Raw genomic sequence first — 23,097 nt, 5'->3', positions numbered from 1 at the left:
GGGGTCAGGCCTGGGCGGCGCTGAGGGCGGGGGCGTGGCCGTGGGCCTCGAGGTACCGTCCGGCGTGGCCGGCGATCAGGTCGAGGACGGTGGCGATGTCGGCCAGTGAGGTCTCGGGGTTGAGCAGAGTGAACTTGAGGTGGTGGCGGCCGTCGACCACGGTGCCGGCGACGAGGGCCTCGCCCGAGGCGAACAGGGCGTCGCGCGCGTGCAGGTTGGCCTGGTCGGTGAGGGCCTGGTCGGTGCCGGCCCCGTCCGGGTCGCCCGCGGGGACGTAGCGGAAGACGAGGGTGGACAGCTCGGGGGTGACGACGACCTCGAACCTGTCGTCGGCGTCGAGCAGTTTCCAGGCGTCCGCGGCGCGGTCGACCACCTCGTCGAAGAGTTCGCCCACGGCGTCGGCGCCCATGACGCGCAGGGTCATCCACAGCTTGAGCGCGTCGAAGCGGCGCGTCGTCTGGATCGATTTGTCGACCTGGTTGGGCAGGCCCTTCTCGACGCTGTGGGTGGGGTTGAGGTAGTCGGCGTGGTAGGTGACGTGGCGCAGGGTGTCCTTGTCCCTGACCAGGACGGCGCTGGAGGAGACCGGCTGGAAGAACGACTTGTGGTAGTCGACCGTCACCGAGTCGGCGCGCTCGATGCCCGTCAGCAGCGCGCGGCGGCGCCGTGAGGCGAGCAGCCCGCAGCCGTAGGCGGCGTCCACGTGCAGCCAGACGCCCGCCGCCGCGCACAGGTCGGCGACGTCTGGCAGCGGGTCGATGCTGCCGAAGTCGGTGGTGCCCGCCGTGGCGACGACGGCCATCACCGTCTGGCCCGCGCTCTCGCAGCGTGCCAGTTGCTCCGCGAGCGCGTCCGCGCGCATCCGGCGCCGCTCGTCGCAGGCGACCGGGATGACGGCCTCGGGGCCCAGGCCGAGCAGGACCGCCGACTTCTCGATGCTGAAGTGGCTGCACTCGGAGGTGAGGATGCGCAGCTGCGGCAGGATCTGCGGGGTGCTCGGCGACGTCTCGGAGTTCTTGCGCACCAGCCGGCAGGTCTCCTCGCGGGCCAGCAGCAGCGCCTGGAGGTTGGACTGGGAGCCGCCGCTGGTGAAGATGCCGTCCGCGGCCCGCCCGAAGCCGATGCGCTGCGCCGTCCACTCGACGAGGCGGCGCTCGATCAGGGTGCCGCCCGCGCTCTGGTCCCAGGTGTCCAGCGAGGAGTTGACCGCGGAGATGACCGCTTCGCCGAGGACCGCGGGTATCACCACGGGGCAGTTGAGGTGCGCGAGGTAGCGGGGGTGGTGGAAGTAGACGGCGTCGCGCAGGTACACCCGCTCCAGCTCGTCCAGCGCCTCGCGGGCCGTGCCCAGGGGTTGCTCCAGATCGACGGCGGAGACGGTGGGGGCGAGCTCCGCCGGGGTGACGCCGGTGAAGGGTTGTCCGGCGCCGGCGAGTTTCGCGGCGACGCGCTCGACACCGTCGTGCAGGGAGCGCCTGTAGTGCTCCGCTGTCCTGTCGTTGAGCAGGTGGGACCTGCTGCTCATGAAGTGTCCTCCTGACACGGACGTGGCACACCGCGCGGCTCGCGCGGTCAGGTAAGGCTAGCCTAACCGGGCCGGTCAGTCGGCGTGCAAGGGGGACTCCTCGGTCAGCCGCGCACCGCTCGGGCAGGGCGGAATTGCGCGGCAATGCCCGTATGGGGGAGAGGGTGTGGGACGCCGCGGCAGCCGGTGGCCGAGGCGGCCGTGCTGGTCAGTGCGGTGCGTCGGCCAGAGTGCGCAGCACGAGTCCGGTGGCCGGTTTCGGGCCGAACGAAGTGGACTTACGCGGCATCGTGACGCCCTGCTCGGCCAGCGCCCGCACCCTCTCCTCGACGACAGGCCGCATCAGCACGGCCGTGCCGCCCCGCGCCGCAGCCTGGCTGAGCGCGGCCTCGGTGTGGTGCAGGTAACCGATGTCCGCCGGGGAGTCCGGGACCTGCCAGACGGCGTCCAGCAGCGTCGCGTGCAAAACCGTCGCGTCCAGCTCCCGCCACGCCGCCGGCCGCCCCGCCGGAACCGTCCGCTCCAGCAGCTCGGGAGCCGGCCTGTCGAGCAGGTGGAAGAAGCCGTCACCCGCGCTCAGCAGGAAGGCGTTGCCTGCCGTCTCGTCCAGCGCGCGCAGCGCCTCCGCCTGCGGCACCCGGAGCCGGCGCACCCGGAAGGCACCCCGCTGCCCGAACTCCTCCCCCGCGCGGGAGAGCAGGTCGAGCGCCTTCTCCAGCGGCAGCCTGGGCAGCACCCGGTGGATGGCCCGCACCTGGAGCGGATAGCGCGCCGTATCGACCAGCAGCACCAGGCCGTGGTCCCAGGGGGAGGGCGCGGCGGGGGAGGACGCGGCCCGCTGCCCCTGCTCCTCGCGCAGCCGCAGATACGTCGCCCAGCGGTGGTGGCCGTCCGCGATCAGCGCACGCCGCACGGACAGGTCGGCGTCGACCGCGGCGAGCTCGGCCGGGTCCGTGACCGCCCACAGCCGGTGCGAGAAGCCGTCCTCGGTCGTCGTCGCCACCAGCGGCGGGCGCCGCGTCGCCCGCTCGATGACGGCCGTGGCACCCGTCCTCGAGCCGCTGCCCCGGTAGGAGAGCAGCAGCGGCTCGGGGTTGGCCGCCATCTGGCGCATCAGCGCGGCACGGTCGGCGACGACCTCCGCTATGACGTCCTCGTGGGGCAGCACGATGCCGTCCTCGGGCGGGGTGAGCCGCAGCGCCCCGATGAGACCGCGCTGCAACAGCTCGCCCTCGCGCTGCTCGTACACGTACAGCGCGGGAAGCGGATCGTGGACCAGTACGCCGTCGGCCTGCCAGCGGCGCAGCGTCTCGGCCGCCTGGCGGTGCCGCACCTCGGGGTCAGCGGCCTGGGGGAGGATGAGCCGCACGATGTTGTACGGGTCGGCCGTCTCCAGCTGCCGCAGCCCGTCAGGCCTGACCACCACGTCGTACGGCGGGGAGGTCACGGCAGCGAGGCTGCTGACCTTCTCCGGCGCGTAGCGCAGTCCCCGGAACGGAGCGAGTCGAAGGCCTCGGGCGGTCATCCGTGCATCGTATGACGGTGCCAGGTGGGGCCGGGAGCGGGGCACAGGGGGCGCGCGGTGGCGGGGCCCGGTGGGACGTGGGGGAGGATTCCAGACGGCGCCGGCGCCGTGCGCGCCCGGCGCCGGCGCCTCCCGGCCACGCGGCGAAGGCGCCCGGAGTACCACGAGAAAGCGAGCCCCCATGCACGCCAGCCCCTCAGCTCAAGCGGCCGCGACCCGTCCGCAGCCCAGCGAGCGCCCGCTGCACGAGTGCTACGACACCGCACTGCTCGACCTGGACGGAGTGGTCTACGCCGGGGGCGAGGCGCTGCCGCACGCCGTCGATTCCCTGGCCGCAGCGCGGGAGAGCGGCGTGCGCCTCGCCTACGTCACCAACAACGCGGCCCGCACCCCGCAGACCGTCGCCACGCACCTGACCGAGCTGGGCGTGGCAGCGGGACCTGACGAGATCGTCACCTCGGCCCAGGCGGTCGCCCGGCTCGTCGCCGAACAGCTGCCCGAGGGCGCGCGCGTGCTCGCCGTCGGCGCCGAGGGGCTGCGGGTGGCGCTCCGGGAGCGCGGCCTGACCGTCGTCGAGTCGGCCGACGAGGAGCCCGCCGCCGTGGCGCAGGGCTACGGCGGGCCCGGCATGGAGTGGGGGCGGCTGGTGGAGGCCGCGCTGGCGGTGCAGCGCGGCGTGCCGTGGTTCGCCTCCAACACCGATCTGACCATCCCCAGCGGGCGCGGCATCGCCCCGGGCAACGGCTCGGCCGTGGAGGTCGTACGGCTCGCCACCCGCTGGATGCGGCACCCGCCCGAGCCGCAGGTCGCGGGCAAGCCGCTGCCCCCGATGCACCGGGAGTCCATCATCCGTACCGGCGCGCGGCGGCCCCTGGTCGTCGGCGACCGGCTCGACACCGACATCGAGGGGGCTCGCGCGGGGCGCGTGGACTCGCTGCTCGTCCTCACCGGGGTCACCGACGCGGCAGCGCTGCTGGCCGCGGGGCCCGTGCACCGCCCCACCTACGTGGCCCGCGATCTGCGCGGCCTGCTGGAGCCGCATCCCGCGGTGAGCGGCGACGCCGGCGCGGGTTTCACCTGCGGCGGCTGGAGCGCGCACGCCGAGGCGAGCCGGCTGCGGCTGGAGGGTGAGGGAGCGCCCGAGGACGGCCTGCGCGCGCTGTGCGCGGCCGCCTGGTCGGCGGCCGGCGACGCGACGTGCCGCCTCGACGCGGACGAGCCCCTGGCCCGGCTGGAGCTGTGAGCCGCACGGGGCGGCAGGGGCCCGGGGACGGGCCGCGACCGTCCCGTGCGGAAGGAGCCGCGGGGGGGCGGGGGGCGGCCGCGGTCGCCCCCCCCGGGGGGAAGATCAGGCGGCGGTGGCCGCCAGCGCCTCGGCCACCAGCTGCTCCTCGCTCGCGCCCAGCCGCCAGTAGCCGGTGAACTTCACGGCCCTGCGGTCGAACCCGCGCTCGCGCACCAGGTGGCGCCGCAGCGTCTTGACGGTGCCGGACTCGCCCGCGAGCCAGGCGTACGGCGTCCCTTCGGGCAGCTGCGCGGAGCGGACCGACTCCACCATCCGGTCGGCCCGCGAGGCGCCGGCCGCCTCGTCGCGCACCAGCCAGGTGATCCGCGCGTTGGAGACGGTCGGCAGGTCCTGGACGTCCTGGAGGTGCGGCACCTCGGCGAACACCCGCACGGGCATCCCGGCCGGCAGCCACTCCAGGATGGCGCCGAGTGCGGGCAGCGCCGTCTCGTCGCCGCTCAGCAGCACCCAGTCGGTGCCGGCGGGCGGCCGGAAGTCGACGCCGCCGTTGTCCTCGACGACGGGACCGAGCAGCGTGACCCGGTCACCGGGCGCGGCGCGCAGCGCCCAGCGGGAGGCGGGGCCGATCTCGCCGTGCAGCGCGAAGTCGACGTCGAGCTCGTCGGCCGCGCCGTACTCGCTGCCCCGCCGCAGCGCCCGCACCGTGTAGCTGCGCATGATGCCGCGGATGTTCTCGTCCATCGCGCGCCAGGCCGGGAACCAGGCCTCTCCCGCCTCGGTGGGCACCACCGGCGCGGTCTGGCCCGGCTGCGGCAGGAACAGTTTGAAGCGCTGGTCCCGCCCGCCGGAGGCGAAGCGGTCAAGACCCTCGCCGCCGAAGGTGATCCGCAGCATGGTCGGGCCCAGCGCCCGGGTCCGTACGACGTGCAGGTCGAAGAACTGGAACGGTGCGGCGGCGGGCGCGGGCCGCGCCTGGGAGACCTGGCTCATCGTGTCTGCTCCTCCCGTGAGGGGTGTGCGGGTCGAAGGACGTGCCGGCGGCCTGTCGGCCGCCGCTCAGCGGTGTGCCCGTGGCCCCGTTCCGTCGCGGGGCCACCGGCGGTCGGTCAACGGAGCTTCTTGGCCTTCTCGATCGCCTCCGCGAGGTCCTCCAGCAGCGGCGCGGCGCCCGCGTAGGAGAAGCGGGGCTCGGCCGCCCACTGCGCGACCTGCCCGGCCTTGACGGCGGGAAGGTCGTTCCAGGACGGCTTCGAGGTGAGCGCCTTGGGCTGGAGGGACTGGGTGCGGTTGTCCAGGATGATCAGGTCGGCGTCGTACTTGTCGGCGTTCTCCCAGCTCAGCTCCTCGAAGAAGCCCTGCTCGTTGAGCTTTTTGGGGGTGACGAGGTCGACGCCGAGCTCCTTGAAGTACGTCAGGTCGGAGTTGGCGTCCGGGTGCGAGACGTAGAACAGGTCGGCGGCGCCGGCGGCCGCCATCACGCGGATACCGCTCTTGGCGGCCTTGCGCAGCCGCTCGGCGGCCTTCTCGAAGCGGGTCTTGGCCGCCGCGTTGGACTTCGACTTCAGGTCCGCGCCCAGCGACTCGGCGAGCTTGCCGAACTGCTGGATGACCTCGACCATCGACACGTGCGCCGCGTTCATGGCCACCTGCGGCGCCAGCTTGAAGATCTTGTCCTTGCTCTCGGCGGGGACATAGAAGAACTCGCCCTTGACGTACATGTTGCTGATCAGCAGCTGGGGACGGGTCTTGGCGTACTTCTCCAGGTCGAACTCGCCGAAGGCGTTGCCGATGACCGACAGCTTGGAGATGTCCATGTCGCCCGCGAGGACGTCGGGCTCGCCGTTCTTCTGCTTGGTCGGCCCGAAGACGCCGACGACCTTGTCCCGGATGCCGAAGTCCCACAGCGCCGCCGCCGTGCCGACGTAGGCCACGATGCGCTCGGGAACCGCGTCGAGGCCGACCTTCTTGCCCCGGCCGTCGGTGAAGGACCAGCCGTCGCCCTTCGAGCCGCCGCCCGAACCCGAGCCCGATCCCTCGCCGCCGCAGGCGGCCAGCAGCGCCCCGAGACCGGCGACGCCACCCGCGGCCAGCAGGCCGCGGCGCGAAAGGTGGGGCAGGGAGGAGGAGCTGGGCATTGTCACGGGCCTTCTCTCGCGTTGCTGAGGACGCACCGCGGGCATGCCGCGGACGTCACTGCGGGGCGGCCATGGGACCGCGTTCGCAGTTAGGCTAACCTAACCAAAGTTGTTGTTGTCCAGTGGCCGGGCGGTCCCTTCTCCCGGCCCCGACCGGAGCGGGTACGTGACTCTCACCAAGTCCCCGAAGGCGTACGGGGGTTCGACGGCCGGTCAGCCGCCGGACGCCGAACCGGATCGGCCCGAGCGCGCACGGGCGCCCCTCGCGCGCGCCGCCGGACTGCTGGCTTCCCTCCTCCTCCTGCTGGTCGTCCTGCTGCTCAGCCTCGCCTTCGGCGCCCGCCCGCTCTCCCTGGGCGACGCCTGGTCGGGGCTGGTCGACAGCGGCTCGGCGAGCTGGACCGTCGTCCACGAGATGCGGCTGCCCCGCACCCTCCTCGGCCTGCTGGCCGGGGTCGCGCTCGGCCTGGCGGGCGGCGTGATGCAGGCGCTCACCCGCAACCCCCTGGCCGACCCGGGACTGCTGGGCATCAACGCGGGCGCCGCCGCCGCCGTCGTCACCGCGATCTCCTTCTTCGGGGTCGCCGGCTACACCGGCTACATCGGCTTCGCCTTCCTGGGAGCGGCCGCCGTCTCGGTGCTCGTCTACGCCGTCGGCGGCGGCCGCGGCGCCACCCCGGCCCGGCTCGCGCTCGCGGGTACGGCGCTCAACGCCGCGCTGGTCTCCTACGTGAGCGCCGTCCAGCTCATGGACACCGCCTCGCTGGACCGGATGCGGTTCTGGCAGGTCGGCTCGCTGGCCCGCGCCCAGGACGCGACGGTCACCTCGGCGCTGCCCTTCATCGTCGTCGGCGCGCTGATCGCCCTGGCGCTGGCCCGGCCGCTGAACGCGCTCGCCCTCGGCGACGACGCGGCCCGCGCCCTCGGCTCCCGGCCCACCCGCACCCGTGTCGCCGCCATCGTGGCCATCACCCTGCTGTGCGGAGCGGCCACCGCCGCGTGCGGGCCCATCGTGTTCGTCGGGCTGATGGTGCCGCACATGGTGCGCGCGCTGACCGGGCCCGACCAGCGCTGGATGCTGCCGTACTGCGCCGTCCTGTCCCCGGTGCTGCTGCTGGCAGCCGACATCCTCGGACGGGTGCTGGGGCGGCCCAGCGAACTCCAGGTCGGCATCGTGACCGTCGTGCTCGGCGGTCCGTTCTTCCTCTACTTCGTGCGCAGGCGGAGGGTGGCACAGGCATGAGCGTCATACGCACCCCCGGCGGCCTGTCCGTCAGCTACCGGCCGCGCGCGCTGCTCGTCGGCGCCGGCTGCGTGGTGCTCGCGGTGGTCGCCGCCGTCCTGGCGATCGGCAGCGGCGAGTACCCGATGGCGCCGGACGAGGTGGTCCGCACCCTGATCGGCCAGGGCGACCCGGCCGACGCCTTCATCGTCAACGAGCTGCGGCTGCCGCGCACCGTCACCGCGCTGCTCGTCGGCGCGGGTCTCGGCCTGTGCGGGGCCGTCTTCCAGGCCGTCGTACGCAACCCGCTCGGCAGCCCCGACATCCTCGGCTTCACCACCGGGGCGTCCGCGGGGGCGCTGGTGGTCATCGTGCTGGCGGGCGGCGGCAGCGCCTTCCTCGCGGGCGGCGCCGTCGTCGGGGCCCTGGTCACCGGCGTGCTGATCTACGCCCTCGCCTGGAAGGGCGGGTTGCACGGCTTCCGGCTGGTCCTCGTCGGCGTCGGCATGACCGCCATCCTGACCGGCGTCAACAGCTACCTGATCACCCGCGCCGACATCACCGACGCCTCCCGCGCGGTGCTGTGGATGACCGGCACCCTGGACGGGCGCGGCTGGGACGACGTACTGCCGCTCGCCCTCGGCATGGCCGTCCTCGTCCCACTGGTACTGCTCGGCTGTGCGCGAGCGCTGCGGATGATGGAGATGGGCGACGACGCCGCCGCCGCGCTCGGCGTCCGCGTCGAGCGCACCCGGCTGGCGCTGCTCGGCGCGGCGGTCCTGCTGGTGGCGCTCTCGGCCGCGGCGGCCGGGCCCGTCGCCTTCGTCGCCCTGGTGGCCCCGCAGGTCGCCCGGCGGCTCACCAAGTCGCCGGGGCCCAACCTGCTGCCCTCGCTGTGCATGGGCGCGGCCCTGCTGATCTGCGCCGACCTGGTCGCCCAGCGGGCCTTCGGCGACCATCAGCTGCCGGTCGGCGTGGTCACCGGCGTGGTGGGCGGCGGCTACCTGGTGTGGCTGCTGGCCACCGAACGCAAGGCGGGACGGATATGAGCGGCCGCACGGGCACGAGCCGCGACCGTACGGGCACGAGGAGCCGTACGGGCCCGAACAGCAGCACGGGCACGAACGGGCTCGCGGGCGCGCGCGGCCCTGGGGACACCGACGCACGAACGGACACGACGGAGGCGGGCACGGTAATGACGACCGCGACAGACGCACAGGACCGGGTCACCGGCGACGGCGCCGCGCAGCGGGACACCACGGCTGCCCGGCTCACGGGCCACAACCTCACTCTCGCCTACGACCAGCGCACCATCGCCAGCGAACTGGACGTGGCGGTGCCCCACCAGTCCTTCACGGTGGTCGTCGGCCCCAACGCCTGCGGCAAGTCCACCCTGCTGCGAGCCCTCTCCCGGATGCTCAAGCCCGCCGCCGGACAGGTGCTGCTGGACGGCGAGGACATCGCCGGCATGCAGGCCAAGGCGCTCGCCCGCACCCTGGGCCTGTTGCCCCAGTCCTCCATCGCGCCCGACGGCATCACCGTCGGCGACCTGGTCGCCCGCGGCCGCTACCCGCACCAGGGACTGCTGCGCCAGTGGTCGCGGGACGACGAGTCCGTGGTCGCCGAGTCGATGGCGGCCACCGGCGTCGACGGGCTCGGCGACCGCTTCGTGGACGAGCTCTCCGGCGGGCAGCGGCAGCGCGTGTGGATCGCCATGGCCCTCGCCCAGCAGACGCCGCTGCTGCTGCTGGACGAGCCCACCACCTACCTGGACATCGCCCACCAGATCGAGATTCTCGACCTGTGCGCACGGCTGCACGAGGAGGAGGGCCGCACCCTCGTCGCCGTGCTGCACGACCTCAACCACGCCGCCCGCTACGCCACCCACCTGATCGCCATGCGGGAAGGCCGGATCGTCGCGCAGGGCGCACCGCGCGAGGTGGTGACCGCGCAGCTGGTGGAAGAGGTCTTCGGCATGCCCTGCCGCGTCATCGACGACCCGGAGACCGGCACCCCGCTGGTGGTGCCCGCAGCGCGCCGCTGATCCGTCGCCCCCGATGTCACACCCGGAAGGTAGCGTCGGGGCATGAGCGAGTTCGCGCAGGGGACCGGCCCCGGATACGCCTTTGACCAGCACCGGACAGGGGACGGCAGCGGACGCCCCGAGGCCGGCGCGGGAGGGCCGTCGGGCGGTGTCCCGGAGCAGCCCGTCCAGCCCCGGGACGGTGCGGGACCGCCCGGCGAGCCGGCTCCGGAAGCCGACACAGGGAGCGCCGAGGGAAGCGGCGAAGGCCCCACGCCGCTGGGCATCGGCGTGCGCCCCACGGGGCACGCCCCCGTCGACGAGCGGCTCAGGCGTCTGGAGGACGCCGACCACCTCGCCGTGTCGGGCCACCAGGAGGTGTACGAAGATGTGCACCGCGGCCTGCGGGAGACCCTGGCCGCGCTGGACCGCCCCCACACCCCCCGGAGCTGAACCGTGGCACGACGCCGACTCGACGCGGAGCTGGTGCGCCGCAGCCTCGCCCGTTCCCGGGAGCACGCCGGGCAGTTGATCGCCGCGGGGCGGGTCACGGTCGGCGGCAACGTCGCCGCCAAGGCCGCCACCCAGGTCGAGACCAGCGCCGCGCTGGTCGTCAGGGAGGACGCGAACGACCCGGACTACGTCTCCCGCGGCGGCCACAAGCTCGCCGGTGCGCTGGAGGCGTTCGTCCCCCGCGGGCTGCGCGTTCAGGGCCGCAGGGCGCTGGACGCCGGCGCCTCGACCGGTGGCTTCACCGACGTGCTGCTGCGCGCCGGCGCGGGCCACGTCGTCGCGGTGGACGTCGGCTACGGACAGCTGGCCTGGTCGCTCCAGCGTGACGAGCGCGTCACCGTCAAGGACCGGACGAACGTGCGGGAGCTGACGCTGGAGGACATCGGCTCCCAGCCGGTGGAACTCGTCGTGGGGGACCTCTCGTTCATCCCCCTGGGTCTCGTCCTGCCCGCGCTGGTGCGCTGCGCGGCGCCGGAAGCCGACCTGGTGCTGATGGTGAAACCGCAGTTCGAAGTGGGCAGGGAAAGGCTGGGCAGCGGCGGAGTCGTGCGCAGCCCGCAGCTGCGTGCCGAGGCCGTGCGGACGGTCGCCGGACACGCGGCGGCCCTGGGTCTGGGCGCGCTGGGTGTCACCTCGAGCCCGCTCCCCGGGCCTTCGGGAAACGTCGAATACTTTCTGTGGCTGCGCGCCGGGGCCGACGACCTCGACCCGGCGGCGGTCGACCGAGCGGTGGCGGAGGGGCCCAAGTGACCGAGGACAGCCGAGCGACGCGATCCACACCGCCCACCCCGTGCTCCACGGCGCCCGGCACCGCCGGTGCGGTCCCCGCGCACCCCGACGGCGACCGTACGGTCTTCCTCCTCGCCCACACCGGCAGGCCCGCCGCCGTGCGCAGCGCCGAACTGGTTGTCCAGGGCCTGCTGCGCTGCGGTATCGGCGTCCGCGTGCTGGCGGACGAGGCCGCCGACCTGCCGCTGCCCGACCCGGTCGAGACGGTCACCGCCAAGCCGGACGCCGCCGAGGGCTGCGAACTGCTCGTGGTGCTCGGCGGTGACGGGACGCTGCTGCGCGGCGCGGAGTTCGCCCGCGCCTCCGGCGTCCCCATGCTCGGCGTCAACCTGGGCCGGGTCGGTTTCCTGGCCGAGGCCGAGCGGGACGATCTGGACAAGGTCGTCGACCGTGTCGTCTCCCGCGCCTACGAGGTCGAGGAGCGGATGACGCTCGACGTGCTGGTGCGCAACGGCGGGCTGGGCACCAGCGGCCGCAGCGGCGGCCAGATCGTGCACGCCGACTGGGCACTGAACGAGGTCTCCGTGGAGAAGGCGGCCCGCGAGCGGATGCTGGAGGTCGTCATCGAGGTCGACGGCCGCCCCGTCTCCAGCTTCGGCGGGGACGGTGTGGTGTGCGCCACACCCACGGGCTCCACCGCCTACGCCTTCTCGGCGGGCGGCCCCGTGGTGTGGCCCGAGGTGGAGGCGCTGCTGATGGTGCCCATCAGCGCGCACGCGCTGTTCGCCAAGCCGCTGGTGACGGCACCGGACTCGGTGCTGGCCGTCGAGGTCCAGCCGCAGACGCCGCACGGCGTCCTGTGGGCCGACGGGCGGCGCAGCGTCGAGCTGCCCTCCGGCGCGCGGGTGGAGGTGCGGCGCGGCGCCGTCCCTGTGCGGCTGGCCCGGCTGCATCACGCCTCGTTCACGGACCGTCTCGTGGCCAAGTTCGCCCTTCCGGTCACCGGCTGGCGCGGAGCGCCCCGCTAGGTGCCCCCAGGGGGGAGCAGCTCCCCGCGCCCCTCCGGGACGCGGCCGCGCCGGGGCGGCGCTCCGCTCGTCGTGGGCCGCTCGCGGTGAGGGTCGGCACACCCGCCGCCGTCATCACGCGGTGTCGCCGTGCGGCCCGTGGGCCGGCCCGCCGCAGGGAGGGAACCGGGCAAAGCCGCCCGAACACGCAGGGGTGACCGTCGTACGTACGTGCGGAAAAGCGGGCGTCCCGGACCGTGGGCAAGACCCTTCCGCGGCGGTCAGGGCCCGGCTCACGGCCCCCCGATCCGGCTACCACCCGGACCACAGGTGTGGCCACCGTGGCGGAACCTCGTATGGTCGTATCCGTGTTGGAGGAGATGCGGATCAAGGCCCTGGGCGTAATCGACGACGCCGTTGTCGAGCTGTCGCCCGGCTTCACCGCGGTGACCGGTGAGACCGGTGCGGGCAAAACCATGGTCGTCACCAGCCTCGGACTGCTGCTGGGCGGACGTGCCGACGCCGCGCTGGTGCGGGTCGGTGCCAAGTCGGCCGTCGTCGAGGGACGGATCGCCGTGCGGCCTGAGGCGTCGGCCGCCCGCCGCGCCGAGGAGGCCGGCGCCGAGCTGGACGAGGGCGCCCTGCTGGTCAGCCGCACCATCTCGGCCGAGGGCCGCTCGCGCGCGCACGTGGGCGGGCGCTCGGTGCCGGTCGGGCTGCTGGCGGAGCTGAGCGACGACCTGGTGGCCGTGCACGGCCAGACCGACCAGCAGGGCCTGCTGCGCGCCGCCCGGCAGCGCGAGGCGCTCGACCGCTACGCGGGAGCGGCCGTGGCCGGGCCGCTGACCGCCTACCGCGACGCCTATCGCAGACTGCGCACCGTCGCCGCCGAGCTGACCGAGCTGACCACCCGCGCCCGCGAGCGCGCCCAGGAGGCCGACCTGCTGCGCTTCGGCATCCAGGAGATCGAGGCCGCCGAGCCGCAGCCGGGTGAGGACACCGACCTGGCGGCCGAGGCCGAACGGCTCGGGCACGCCGAGGCTCTGGCCTCCGCCGCCACCACCGCGCACGGTGCCCTGGCGGGGGACCCCGCCGACCCCGAGGGCGTGGAGGCCGCCACCCTCGTGGCGGGGGCCCACCGCGCGCTGGAGGCGGTAAGGGCCCACGATCCGGCGCTCGCCACGCTCGCCGACCGGCTGGGCGAGGTGCACATCCTGCTCTCCGACATCGCGGGCGAACTGGCCGGTTACGCCGACGACCTGGACGCCGACCCGCTGCGGCTGGCCGCCGTCGAGGAGCGCCGCGCGGTCCTGGCGCAGCTCACCCGCAAGTACGGCGAGGACCTCACGGCCGTCCTGGAGTGGGCCGGGCAGAGCGCCGAGCGGCTGGCCGAACTGGAGGGGGACGACGACCGGATCGGCGAGCTGGGCGCCGAGCGCGACGCGCTGCGCACCGAACTCGCCGAGCTCGCCCGTACGCTCACCGAGGCCCGTACGGACGCCGCCAAGCGGTTCGCCGACGCCGTCACGGAGGAACTGGCCGAGCTGGCGATGCCGCACGCGCGGGTCTCCTTCGACCTCAAGCACACCGAGGACCCCGACGGGCTCGACGTCGGGGGGCGCACCCTGGCGTTCGGCCCGCACGGCACCGACGAGGTCGAACTGCTGCTCGCGCCGCACCCGGGCGCTCCGCCCCGGCCCGTCGCCAAGGGCGCCTCGGGCGGCGAGCTGTCCCGGGTGATGCTCGCGGTCGAGGTCGTCTTCGCCGACTCCGACCCCGTACCGACCTATCTGTTCGACGAGGTGGACGCGGGCGTCGGCGGCAAGGCGGCCGTGGAGGTGGGCCGCAGGCTCGCGCGGCTGGCCAGGTCGGCCCAGGTGGTGGTCGTCACGCACCTGCCCCAGGTCGCCGCGTTCGCCGACCGGCACCTGGTGGTGCACAAGACCGACGACGGTTCTGTGACCCGCAGCGGCGTGCGGGCGATGGAGGGTGAGGACAGGATCCGCGAACTCTCCCGCATGCTCGCCGGCCAGGAGGACTCCGAACTCGCCCGCGCGCACGCCGAGGAGCTGCTGGAAGCGGCCCGCGCGGGAGGCTGAGCCCGGTCCCGGCCCTGGGCGCCGCCCGCGAGGGAGCACAGCGGTGGCGCAGCGGGTCGGCCCGGGTCGGCCGGGCCGACCCCGGTCGGCTGGGCGCCGAGCCGGAGGCCCGAGGAGGGCGTGCGGCGGCGCGAGCGGGTGGCGCATCGAAGCCGGGCACCGGCGCGCGGCGCGGCATGCGCGCCGTCGCCCGTGTGAGTGAGAGTGGCCGAGTGCCGCCGTGCTGTGGCGCCGACCGGGGCCGGCCACGACCCCGCCGCGGCGTGCCCGGCAGGCGTTACCTGGCATCCTGGGCAGGCCTCCCCACCCGCCACCGGAGAAAGCCCGCCTGCCGTGAGCCCGAGCCGCACCCCCGCCCCGCGCCGGTCACCGGTCGGCGCGCGGCCGACGCACGCCGTGCACCTGCTGGGCGGCGCCGAAGGCCCGGACGGCGACGGCAGCCCCTCGGCGGACACGACGGCCTACGCCCGCTCCCTCGCCCAGGGGTTGACCGCCCGCGGCGCACGGATCACCGTCTGCTCCCGGCACGACCCCACGCTGCGGCACGCCTTCACCGGAACCGGAGCGGACGTGCGGGTGCTGCGAGGCCGCACGGAAGCCGAGACGGCCGTCTCGCTGCGCGCCGTGTGCCAGGACGCCGACCTCGTGCACGCACACGGGCCGCACGCCGGGCTGCTGGCCGCCCTCGCGCTCGGGTCGGGGCGCCGGTACACCCCCCTCGTCGTCAGCTGGCACGCCCCGCCGGGTCCCGGCCCCGGGCCCGACCGTCCCACCCGCGCCGACGCCGCCCGCGAGCTGGTGGTCAGGCTGCTGGCCCGGCGTGTCGCCCGCGCGGCGACCGTCGTGCTCGGCGCCACCACGGCGCTGGTCGACGCGGCGCGCCGCAGCGGCGCTCGCGACGTGCGGCTGGCCCCGGCGCCCATCCCCTTCGAGGGACCGCGCGCAGGCTCGCCCGACGGCTCGGCCGACGACGGGGCGGACGGCGCGGAGGCGCTGCTCCACAAGGTGCGTGCGGGCATCGGCGCGCTCGACCGGCCGCTGGTCATGGCCGTCGGGCGCCTGGACGGGCGGAGCGGGCACGAGACGGCGCTGACCGCCTCGCGCGCCTGGCGCGGGCTCGATCCGCCGCCGCTGCTCGCCCTGGCGGGGGAGGGGCCGCAGCGGGCCGCGCTGCAGCGCCGCATCGACCGCGAGGCGCTGCCCGCCCGGCTGCTGGGCCGGCGCGACGACGCGCTGCGGCTGCTGGCGGGCGCCGACGTGGCGCTGGTGCCGGGCCGCTGCCAGGGCCGCTCGCTGGTCGCCCAGGAAGCCCTGCGCTCCGGCGTGCCGCTGGTGGCGGCTGACGGCGGCGGCGTCCCCGAACTCGTCTCGGACGCCGCCGTGCTGGTGCCCTGGGGCGACGCCGACTCGCTGGCGGCCGCCGTGCTGACCCTGCTGACCGATCAGGGCCGCCGCGCGGAGCTGTCCAGGGCGGGCCGCGCCCGTGCCCGTACGTGGCCCACCGAGGACGATGCCGCGGCCCAGGTCCTCAGCCTCTACGACGAACTCACCGAGGCGGCGGCCGGACACTGACCCGGAACGCCGCCGCGCACGGAACGCCGCCGCGCACCGGAAGGCCGCCGCGCAGCGGAACGCTCCGGCGGGGGCCGCGGCCCCCGCGGACACAGCAGTGCGCCCGGTACGCCTGTGGGCGCCGGGCGCTCGCACTTCGCTCTTCCGCCGGGCCCCGGACCTGTGGATCCAAGGCCCCGACGTCTCAGACCCCGTAGGCCCCCGAGGCGGTCAGCCGCAGGGCCGTGTCGATCAGCGGGACATGGCTGAAGGCCTGCGGGAAGTTGCCCACCTGCCGCTGGTTGCCCGAGTCCCACTCCTCCGCCAGCAGGCCCACGTCGTTGCGCAGGGCCAGCAGCTTCTCGAACAGCTTCCGTGCCTCGTCGACCCGGCCGATCATCGCCAGGTCGTCGGCGAGCCAGAACGAGCAGGCCAGGAAGGCTCCCTCCTCGCCCGCGAGCCCGTCCAGGTTCTCGCACGGCTCGCCGTCGGGCCCCGCCTCCGCGCTGGTCGGGTAGCGCAGCACGAAACCGTCCTCGGTCGACAGCTCCCGCTGGATGGCCTCGATGGTGCCGATCACCCGCTTGTCGTCCGGCGGCAGGAAGCCCATCTGCGGGATCAGCAGCAGCGAGGCGTCCAGCTCCCGGGAGCCGTAGGACTGCGTGAACGTGTTGCGTTCCTTGTCGTAGCCCTTCTCGCACACCTCGCGGTGGATCTCGTCGCGCAGGTTGCGCCAGCGCTCGACCGGGCCGTCCACGTCGCCCGCCTCGATCATCTTGACCGTGCGGTCGACGGCCACCCAGGCCATCACCTTCGAGTGGACGAAGTGCCGGCGCGGACCGCGCACCTCCCAGATGCCCTCGTCGGGCTCGTCCCAGTGGTCCTCCAGATAGCCGATGAGCTTCAGCTGGAGGAGCTGCGCGTAGTCGTTGCGGGCCAGCCCCGTCATGTGGCCCAGGTGCAGGGCCTCGACGACCTCGCCGTAGACGTCCAGCTGGAGCTGGCCCGCCGCGCCGTTGCCGACGCGTACCGGCTGCGAGTTCTCGTAGCCCGGCAGCCAGGTCAACTCGGCCTCGGACAGCTCGCGTTCGCCCGCGATGCCGTACATGATCTGGAGGTTCTCCGGGTCGCCCGCCACCGCGCGCAGCAGCCATTCGCGCCAGGCCCGCGCCTCCTCGCGGTATCCGGTGCGCAGCAGGGAGGAGAGGGTGATGGCCGCGTCGCGCAGCCAGGTGAAGCGGTAGTCCCAGTTGCGCTCTCCGCCGATCGCCTCGGGCAGCGACGTGGTCGGTGCGGCGACGATCCCACCGGTCGGCGCGTAGGTGAGCGCCTTCAGCGTGATCAGCGAACGGACCACGGCCTCCCGGTAGGGCCCGTGGTAGGTGCACGTCTCGACCCAGTCGCGCCAGAACTCCTCGGTGGTGCGCAGCGCCTCCTCCGGCTCGGGGAGCGGCGGCGGCTCGCGGTGCGACGCCTCCCAGCTGATCGTCAGCGCCACCCGGTCGCCGGGGCCGACGGTGAAGTCGGAGTAGGTCGTCAGGTCCTTGCCGTAGCTGTCGACCTCGGTGTCCAGCCACACCGAGTCGGGCCCGGCGACCGCGGCCGTGCGCTGCCCCTGCTTGTGCACCCACGGCACGACCCAGCCGTAGGAGAACCGCATCCGCAGCGACGAGCGCATCCGCACCCGGCCGCTGACGCCCTCCACGATCCGCACCAGCTGCGGCGCGTGGTCCTCACGCGGAGGCATGAAATCGATGATGCGGACCGTCCCCCTGGGGGTGTCCCATTCCGACTCCAGTACGAGTGAGTCCCCCCGGTAGCGGCGGCGGTCGGCCCGTGGCGGGTCGCCGCCCGCGGGGTGGGCCGGGCCCACCCGCCACAATCCGTGCTCCTCGGTGCCGAGGAGGCCCGCGAAGACGGCATGGGAGTCGAAGCGGGGCAGACACAGCCAGTCCACCGCTCCGTCTCTGCCCACAAGGGCAGCTGTCTGCATATCCCCGATGAGTGCGTAATCCTCGATGCGCCCAGCCACGTGCATCTCCAGTCGAACGAAAAACGAACGGCGACGCCCCCGTGGGACGTGCTGGTTGACCTGTGTGTTTCTGCCTGTCCTTGGCAAGTGTCCGTGCAGGATACGACGCTGGGATCCCTTCCGCCCGACGGTCGGCTGAGTCCGGCTGCGCCGATGGGGTGACCTTCGGTCCGCGTTCACCTGCTGCGACTCCACCGTCACCCTGGGGGGCGTGTGACGGCTTCCCCGGCGGCGCCGCCGACCTCGGCAGCGGCACGGGACCCGCGGCACTGTTACGCTGGTAGCCCGTGGAGCGGTGGGCCGCGAACGCGATCTGTTCGAGACGCCAGCCCCCCGAACCGCAGCGAGGCCCCACCCGGACACCCCTCCAGGATGCAGCCTCCGCACCCCACCAAGCGACCACGGGAGCCCCCTCTTGGCCATGCCGCCTTCGTCCATGACGACCAAGCACCTCTTCGTCACCGGGGGGGTCGCCTCCTCGCTCGGCAAGGGGCTCACCGCCTCCAGCCTGGGCGCCCTGCTCAAGGCCCGGGGTCTGCGGGTCACCATGCAAAAGCTCGACCCCTACCTGAACGTCGACCCGGGCACGATGAACCCCTTCCAGCACGGTGAGGTGTTCGTCACCAACGACGGCGCCGAGACCGACCTGGACATCGGCCACTACGAGCGGTTCCTCGACGTCGACCTCGACGGCACCGCCAACGTCACCACGGGCCAGGTCTACTCCACGGTCATCGCCAAGGAGCGGCGCGGCGAGTACCTGGGGGACACCGTGCAGGTGATCCCGCACATCACCAACGAGATCAAGAGCCGCATCCGCCGCATGGCCACTGACGACGTGGACGTCGTCATCACCGAGGTCGGCGGCACCGTCGGCGACATCGAGTCGCTGCCGTTCCTGGAGGCCGTCCGCCAGGTCCGCCACGAGGTGGGCCGCGACAACGTCTTCGTCGTGCACATCTCGCTGCTGCCCTACATTGGCCCCTCGGGCGAGCTGAAGACCAAGCCCACCCAGCACTCCGTCGCCGCGCTGCGCAACATCGGTATCCAGCCCGACGCGATCGTGCTGCGGGCCGACCGCGACGTGCCCGTCTCCATCAAGCGGAAGATCGGGCTGATGTGCGACGTGGACGACGCGGCCGTCGTCGCCTGCAAGGACGCCCGCTCCATCTACGACATCCCCAAGGTCATCCACTCCGAGGGCCTGGACGCCTACGTCGTGCGCAAGCTCGACCTGCCCTTCCGCGACGTGGACTGGACCCAGTGGGAGGACCTGCTGCGCCGCGTCCACGAGCCCGACCACGAGGTCACCGTGGCGCTGGTCGGCAAGTACATCGACCTGCCCGACGCCTACCTGTCGGTCACCGAGGCGCTGCGCGCGGGCGGCTTCGCCAACCGGGCCCGTGTCAAGATCAAATGGGTCACCTCCGACGACTGCCGCACCCCCGAGGGCGCCAGGCGCCAGCTCGGCGACTGCGACGCCGTGTGCATCCCCGGCGGCTTCGGCGAGCGCGGTGTGGACGGCAAGGTCGGCGCCATCACCTACGCCCGCGAGAACCGCGTCCCCCTCCTCGGCCTGTGCCTGGGGCTCCAGTGCATCGTCATCGAGGGCGCCCGCAACCTGGCCGGCATCACCGACGCCAACTCCACCGAGTTCGACCGGTCCACCGCGCACCCGGTCATCTCCACCATGGAGGAGCAGCTCGACATCGTCGCCGGTGAGGGCGACATGGGCGGCACCATGCGGCTCGGCATGTACCCGGCCAAGCTCGCCGAGGGCTCCCTCGTACGCGAGGCCTACGACGACGAGGCCTACGTCGAGGAGCGCCACCGCCACAGGTACGAGGTCAACAACCACTACCGCACCGAGCTGGAGAAGAAGGCCGGGCTCGTCTTCTCCGGCACCTCGCCCGACAACAAGCTGGTCGAGTACGTCGAGTACCCGCGCGAGGTCCACCCCTACCTGGTGGCCACCCAGGCCCACCCGGAGCTGCGTTCCCGCCCCACCCGCCCGCACCCGCTGTTCGCCGGGCTGGTCAAGGCCGCCGTCGCGCGTCAGCAGGGAGAGTGAGCACCATGGCCACCCGCATCTCCGACACGCCCGAGGAGTGGGAGGTCACCGCGACCTCCACCCCGTTCCAGGGCAACAAGACCGGTGTGCGCACCGACCAGGTCGTCATGCCCGACGGCTCCGTCGTCGGCCGCGACTACCAGACCCACCCCGGGTCCGTCGCCATCCTCGCCCTCGACGAGCAGGACCGCGTCCTGGTCGTCAACCAGTACCGGCACCCCGTGCGCGAGAAGCTGTGGGAGATCCCCGCCGGGCTCCTCGACGTACCCGGCGAGAACCCGCTCGCCGCCGCGGAGCGCGAGCTGTACGAGGAGGCGCACACGAAGGCCGAGGACTGGCGGGTCCTCGTCGACGTCTACACCACCCCGGGCGGCAGCGACGAGGCCGTGCGCGTCTTCCTCGCCCGTCAGCTGTCCGACGTCGAGGGCGAGCGCTTCGAGGTCTCCGAGGAGGAGGCCGACATGGAGGTCGCGCGCGTTCCGCTGGAAGAGCTGGTGCGCGGCGCTCTCGCCGGTGAGCTGCACAACAACTGCCTCGTGGTGGGGTGCCTGGCGCTGAGCGCCGCGCTGGCGAGCGGGGGCGGCCCCGGGGCGCTGCGCGCGGCGCAGGCGCCGTGGCCGGCCCGGCCGTTCGAGGCGCGGTAACCCGACGCGCCGTCCGCCGCGAGGGGGCCCCGCCCGTGTGGGAGCCCCCTCGGGGGCCGCGCGCCCGCCTCTCGCGGTCCGGCAGGCGCAGGGGCTCCCCGTTGCTCTCCTGCCGCGAAGGAGGGCGGCCGTGAGCCGGTGTGGTGATTTTCGAGGTGGCAGGGGCGGTTGTCGGCCCCGGTTCGCGGCAGGCGGTGAACTACGCTCGCCAGTGATTCGTCTCGCGCACACCAGGTGAACAGCGAACGGGAGCGTAGCCCGTGACAGACCAGGCGGTGGAGCCCGCAGCGACGGGGCCGAGCCCCCACCCGTTCACGGGCCGCGGCCGCGAACTGAGCGCACTGTGCCAGGACATCGAGCGCGTCGGGCTGCACACGCTGTCCGGGCAGCCCCCGCCGCACTGCCGCATCCTGCTGATCGCCGGTGCGCCGGGAGCCGGCCGTACCGCCCTGGCGGAGGAGTTCGTGCGGCGGGTCGCCGACCGTTACCCGGGCGGAGTGCTGCGGGCCCGCCTCACCGATCCGGGCGGCGCCCCCGTGCCGACCGAACGCACCGCCCGCGACCTGCTGGCGGCGATGGCCGGGACCGGTACGCCCGGGACCGGCACGCCCGGGCAGGACGCTTCCCGGCCGCGCCAGGAGGCGGCGCCCGCGCCCGGTGCCGACGAGGCCGCCGTCGCCGAGGCCTTCCGTGCCGCCCTCACCCGCCGGGGCGCCACCGTGCTGCTGCTGGACGACGTGGCGGACTCCGAGCAGCTCCTCGACCTGGTCCCGGCCAGCCGCGACTGTCTCGTCGTCGCCGTCGCGACCGGCCCGCTGACCGACGTACCCGACGTACGGCCCTGCACCCTGGGGGGCCTGGAGCGGGCCGCTTCCGTGGCACTGCTGGCCCGGTACGCGGGCTCCTCGCCCCGCTTCACGGTGGACCCGCGCAGCGCGGAGACGCTCGCCGAGCGGTGCGGCGACCTGCCCGCGGCGCTGACGCTGATGGGCGGCTGGCTGGCCTCCCGCCCCATGCTCTCCGTGCTACAGGCCGCGCAGGCCCTCTCCGAGACGGCCGCCGGGACCGAGGAGGCCGAGCCACAGGACGGCGGCTTCGAAGGCCGGGAGACGGACGGGGCGCCTGCCGCCGCGCAGTCCCCGGCCGGCCCCGGCACGGAGCCGGAGGAGGCCGCCGGGTCCCGCGGCCCGTCGGCGGCCGGGGAGGCGACCGGCGCCGAACGGACGACGGCGCGGGGAACCCCCGAACCGCTCGTACGGGCTTTCCAGCTGGTGCACGGCTCACTGCCGCGGTCCTCAGCGCGGCTGTTGCGGCTGCTGGCGCTCGCGCCGGCCGGATGCGTGGATCCGCAGACCGCGTCCTCGCTCGGCGGCTGCTCGGTGAGCACGGCGTGCCTGGCACTGGATGAGTTCGTACGGCTCGGACTGCTGCGCGCGCTGGGCGGGGACCGCTACCAGGTGCCGGGCTGCCTGGATCCGCTGCTGCGCGCCGAACTCGCGGTGCACGAGCGCCCCGCCGAGGCGATGCTGGCGCGGGCCCGCATGCTGGAGCGGCTGGTACGGCAGCTCCAGGCCTGCCGTGCGGTGTGCGAGCCCGCCGGTTCGCCGGGGCGCGCACGGATGGCGGGGACGGAGCGGGGCTTGCGCTTCGCTCACCGCGCCGAGGCCCGTTCCTGGCTCCAGGCACGGCGTCCCGCGCTGCTCGCCGCGGCGCGGATGGCCGTCGCGGAGGGCGGTGGCGAGCTGGACACGCTGGCCCGGCGGCTGGTCTCCGCGCTGGCCCGTGCCTTCGACGCGCACCGGGACCCCGAGGAGGCCGCGCCGGAGCTCTACCGGCTGCACGAGTTGGTGCTGCGGGTGGCCGAGCGGGGCGGCAGGCACCGGGAGCGGGCGGCGGCGCTGCTCAACCTGGGGGATCTCGACGCGGACACGGACCGCTTCGAGGACGCGCTGGTGCGCTACCGCGCGGCCCTGGACGCCGCGCGCGAGGGCGAGGACGAGTGGGCGGCGGGCCGGGCCATGGAGTCGCTGGCCGGCTGCTACGCCGAGCTGGAGGACTGGGAGCGGGCCGCCGACTGGTACGGCAGGGCGCTCGCGCTGCGGCTGACCCGGGGCGAGCGCGCCGACCGCGAGGCCGCGGCACGGCTCCACGGCCGGATCGGCGCGGTCCACACCTACGCGGAGCACTGGGACGAGGCACTGCGTGCCTGGCGTGCCTCGGCTGCGGCGTTCCGCAGGCTCCGCGAGCCGGCGGCGCAGGCGCGCGCGCTGGCGGAGGTTGCCCGTGTCCAGGAGTGCGCGGGGCGCCCGCACGAGGCGCTGCGCTCGTGCGACCAGGCGCTGGCGGCGGCGCGCGGTGCGGGAGACGGCCGGCTGGAGGGGGCGCTGGAGCTGCGCGCGGCCGGGGTGTGCGAGCGGTCCTGCCACCCGGGTGCGGCCCGGCGGCACCGCGCGGCGGCGGAGCGGCTGCTGGGCACGTTGCCGCCGCCTCGCTCCGACGGCGCGGCGGCCGGGGAGGCGTGCGGGGACGGCGGTGGAGCGCGGGTGGCCGCGGCGGAGGGCGAGCGGGGGCCGGCCGGACCGGGTGCGGGGGGCGCGTAGGGCTGTGAGGGGGGTCACTGAGCGCCCTCCGGGTGCGCGAGGGCTCGGGCCGGACACCCCGCAACCTGCGAAACGTATAGCGATAATGAAAAAGATCGACCGTTTGTAAGGCTAGACAGCTCAGCCTCCTTAATTAGACTGGTCGAGCCGCGGTCCCCCCGGGTGTCTTCGAACA

General features: G+C 74.3%; 17 protein-coding genes. 12 read left to right on the top strand and 5 right to left on the bottom strand.

All coding sequences use genetic code 11. The features are described 5' to 3' along the window. Window positions 1-4: 4 nt before the first annotated feature. Entirely contained in the window at window positions 5-1,525 is a 1,521-nt protein-coding gene (locus tag MMF93_RS06940) for a pyridoxal phosphate-dependent decarboxylase family protein (RefSeq protein ID WP_242750195.1), read from the bottom strand. A 208-nt stretch (window positions 1,526-1,733) separates the two neighbouring features. Then, window positions 1,734-3,050, bottom strand: coding sequence for a DUF1015 family protein (locus MMF93_RS06935; RefSeq protein WP_242750194.1), 1,317 nt, complete (start codon window positions 3,048-3,050; stop codon window positions 1,734-1,736). Window positions 3,051-3,231: 181 nt separating this feature from the next. On the opposite strand from MMF93_RS06935, the gene MMF93_RS06930 reads away from it, so the two are divergent. After that, window positions 3,232-4,293: an HAD hydrolase-like protein gene (locus tag MMF93_RS06930; RefSeq protein WP_242750193.1), complete on the top strand. Its 1,062-nt coding sequence runs from the start codon at window positions 3,232-3,234 to the stop codon at window positions 4,291-4,293. A gap of 105 nt (window positions 4,294-4,398) precedes the next feature. Here the strand turns inward: MMF93_RS06930 and MMF93_RS06925 are convergent, their stop codons facing one another. Together MMF93_RS06925 and MMF93_RS06920 are read right to left on the bottom strand one after the other, a co-directional pair. Then, window positions 4,399-5,286, bottom strand: a complete 888-nt coding sequence (locus tag MMF93_RS06925) for a siderophore-interacting protein (RefSeq protein WP_242750192.1) — start codon at window positions 5,284-5,286, stop codon at window positions 4,399-4,401. 116 nt (window positions 5,287-5,402) lie between these two features. Continuing rightward, complete coding sequence (locus tag MMF93_RS06920; RefSeq protein WP_242757328.1) at window positions 5,403-6,431, bottom strand: ABC transporter substrate-binding protein; 1,029 nt, start codon at window positions 6,429-6,431, stop codon at window positions 5,403-5,405. A gap of 166 nt (window positions 6,432-6,597) precedes the next feature. Between MMF93_RS06920 and MMF93_RS06915 the strand changes: the two genes are divergently transcribed. The 8 genes from MMF93_RS06915 (at window position 6,598) to MMF93_RS06880 (ending at window position 15,596) form a co-directional block, all read left to right on the top strand. Continuing rightward, on the top strand, window positions 6,598-7,674 hold the full coding sequence (locus tag MMF93_RS06915) for a FecCD family ABC transporter permease (RefSeq protein WP_423835368.1): 1,077 nt from the start codon (window positions 6,598-6,600) through the stop codon (window positions 7,672-7,674). Next, on the top strand, window positions 7,671-8,702 hold the full coding sequence (locus MMF93_RS06910; protein WP_242750191.1) for a FecCD family ABC transporter permease: 1,032 nt from the start codon (window positions 7,671-7,673) through the stop codon (window positions 8,700-8,702). Before MMF93_RS06915 ends, MMF93_RS06910 begins: the two co-directional genes overlap by 4 nt. A gap of 146 nt (window positions 8,703-8,848) precedes the next feature. Then, window positions 8,849-9,697 carry an ABC transporter ATP-binding protein gene (locus tag MMF93_RS06905; RefSeq protein WP_242750190.1) on the top strand — a complete coding sequence of 283 codons (849 nt, stop codon included), beginning with the start codon at window positions 8,849-8,851 and terminating at the stop codon, window positions 9,695-9,697. Between the two features lie 42 nt (window positions 9,698-9,739). Next, window positions 9,740-10,129 carry a hypothetical protein gene (locus MMF93_RS06900; protein WP_242750189.1) on the top strand — a complete coding sequence of 130 codons (390 nt, stop codon included), beginning with the start codon at window positions 9,740-9,742 and terminating at the stop codon, window positions 10,127-10,129. Between the two features lie 3 nt (window positions 10,130-10,132). Beyond that, window positions 10,133-10,939 carry a TlyA family RNA methyltransferase gene (locus MMF93_RS06895; protein ID WP_242750188.1) on the top strand — a complete coding sequence of 269 codons (807 nt, stop codon included), beginning with the start codon at window positions 10,133-10,135 and terminating at the stop codon, window positions 10,937-10,939. Then, complete coding sequence (locus MMF93_RS06890) at window positions 10,936-11,946, top strand: NAD kinase (protein ID WP_242750187.1); 1,011 nt, start codon at window positions 10,936-10,938, stop codon at window positions 11,944-11,946. Before MMF93_RS06895 ends, MMF93_RS06890 begins: the two co-directional genes overlap by 4 nt. A gap of 335 nt (window positions 11,947-12,281) precedes the next feature. Continuing rightward, complete coding sequence (recN, locus tag MMF93_RS06885) at window positions 12,282-14,024, top strand: DNA repair protein RecN (RefSeq protein ID WP_242750186.1); 1,743 nt, start codon at window positions 12,282-12,284, stop codon at window positions 14,022-14,024. Between the two features lie 333 nt (window positions 14,025-14,357). After that, window positions 14,358-15,596 carry a glycosyltransferase family 4 protein gene (locus MMF93_RS06880; protein ID WP_242750185.1) on the top strand — a complete coding sequence of 413 codons (1,239 nt, stop codon included), beginning with the start codon at window positions 14,358-14,360 and terminating at the stop codon, window positions 15,594-15,596. A 184-nt stretch (window positions 15,597-15,780) separates the two neighbouring features. Here the strand turns inward: MMF93_RS06880 and MMF93_RS06875 are convergent, their stop codons facing one another. Further along, the gene (locus MMF93_RS06875) at window positions 15,781-17,613 is read right to left on the bottom strand and encodes a glycoside hydrolase family 15 protein (RefSeq protein ID WP_242750184.1); all 1,833 of its coding nucleotides are present in this window, start codon (window positions 17,611-17,613) and stop codon (window positions 15,781-15,783) included. Window positions 17,614-18,028: 415 nt separating this feature from the next. On the opposite strand from MMF93_RS06875, the gene MMF93_RS06870 reads away from it, so the two are divergent. The 3 genes from MMF93_RS06870 to MMF93_RS06860 all read left to right on the top strand — a co-directional run bounded on the left by MMF93_RS06870 (window position 18,029) and on the right by MMF93_RS06860 (window position 22,922). Next, on the top strand, window positions 18,029-19,678 hold the full coding sequence (locus MMF93_RS06870) for a CTP synthase (protein ID WP_242750183.1): 1,650 nt from the start codon (window positions 18,029-18,031) through the stop codon (window positions 19,676-19,678). A gap of 5 nt (window positions 19,679-19,683) precedes the next feature. Then, window positions 19,684-20,322: an NUDIX domain-containing protein gene (locus tag MMF93_RS06865; RefSeq protein WP_242750182.1), complete on the top strand. Its 639-nt coding sequence runs from the start codon at window positions 19,684-19,686 to the stop codon at window positions 20,320-20,322. A gap of 260 nt (window positions 20,323-20,582) precedes the next feature. Further along, window positions 20,583-22,922 carry a tetratricopeptide repeat protein gene (locus MMF93_RS06860; RefSeq protein WP_242750181.1) on the top strand — a complete coding sequence of 780 codons (2,340 nt, stop codon included), beginning with the start codon at window positions 20,583-20,585 and terminating at the stop codon, window positions 22,920-22,922. Window positions 22,923-23,097 lie beyond the last annotated feature (175 nt).

Source organism: Streptomyces tubbatahanensis (assembly GCF_022699385.1).
Classification (GTDB): domain Bacteria; phylum Actinomycetota; class Actinomycetes; order Streptomycetales; family Streptomycetaceae; genus Streptomyces; species Streptomyces diacarni.
This window is presented reverse-complemented; position numbering and strand designations above follow the sequence as displayed.

Excerpts from the sequence above, each read along its gene's own strand:
- MMF93_RS06920 (WP_242757328.1), bottom strand. The coding sequence starts at position 6,431 with ATGCCCAGCTCCTCCTCCCTGCCCCACCTTTCGCGCCGCGGCCTGCTG.
- MMF93_RS06935 (WP_242750194.1), bottom strand. The coding sequence starts at position 3,050 with ATGACCGCCCGAGGCCTTCGACTCGCTCCGTTCCGGGGACTGCGCTAC.
- MMF93_RS06930 (WP_242750193.1), top strand. The coding sequence starts at position 3,232 with ATGCACGCCAGCCCCTCAGCTCAAGCGGCCGCGACCCGTCCGCAGCCC.
- recN (WP_242750186.1), top strand. The coding sequence starts at position 12,282 with ATGGTCGTATCCGTGTTGGAGGAGATGCGGATCAAGGCCCTGGGCGTA.
- MMF93_RS06910 (WP_242750191.1), top strand. The coding sequence starts at position 7,671 with ATGAGCGTCATACGCACCCCCGGCGGCCTGTCCGTCAGCTACCGGCCG.
- MMF93_RS06905 (WP_242750190.1), top strand. The coding sequence starts at position 8,849 with ATGACGACCGCGACAGACGCACAGGACCGGGTCACCGGCGACGGCGCC.
- MMF93_RS06940 (WP_242750195.1), bottom strand. The coding sequence starts at position 1,525 with ATGAGCAGCAGGTCCCACCTGCTCAACGACAGGACAGCGGAGCACTAC.
- MMF93_RS06900 (WP_242750189.1), top strand. The coding sequence starts at position 9,740 with ATGAGCGAGTTCGCGCAGGGGACCGGCCCCGGATACGCCTTTGACCAG.
- MMF93_RS06870 (WP_242750183.1), top strand. The coding sequence starts at position 18,029 with ATGCCGCCTTCGTCCATGACGACCAAGCACCTCTTCGTCACCGGGGGG.
- MMF93_RS06865 (WP_242750182.1), top strand. The coding sequence starts at position 19,684 with ATGGCCACCCGCATCTCCGACACGCCCGAGGAGTGGGAGGTCACCGCG.
- MMF93_RS06925 (WP_242750192.1), bottom strand. The coding sequence starts at position 5,286 with ATGAGCCAGGTCTCCCAGGCGCGGCCCGCGCCCGCCGCCGCACCGTTC.
- MMF93_RS06875 (WP_242750184.1), bottom strand. The coding sequence starts at position 17,613 with ATGCACGTGGCTGGGCGCATCGAGGATTACGCACTCATCGGGGATATG.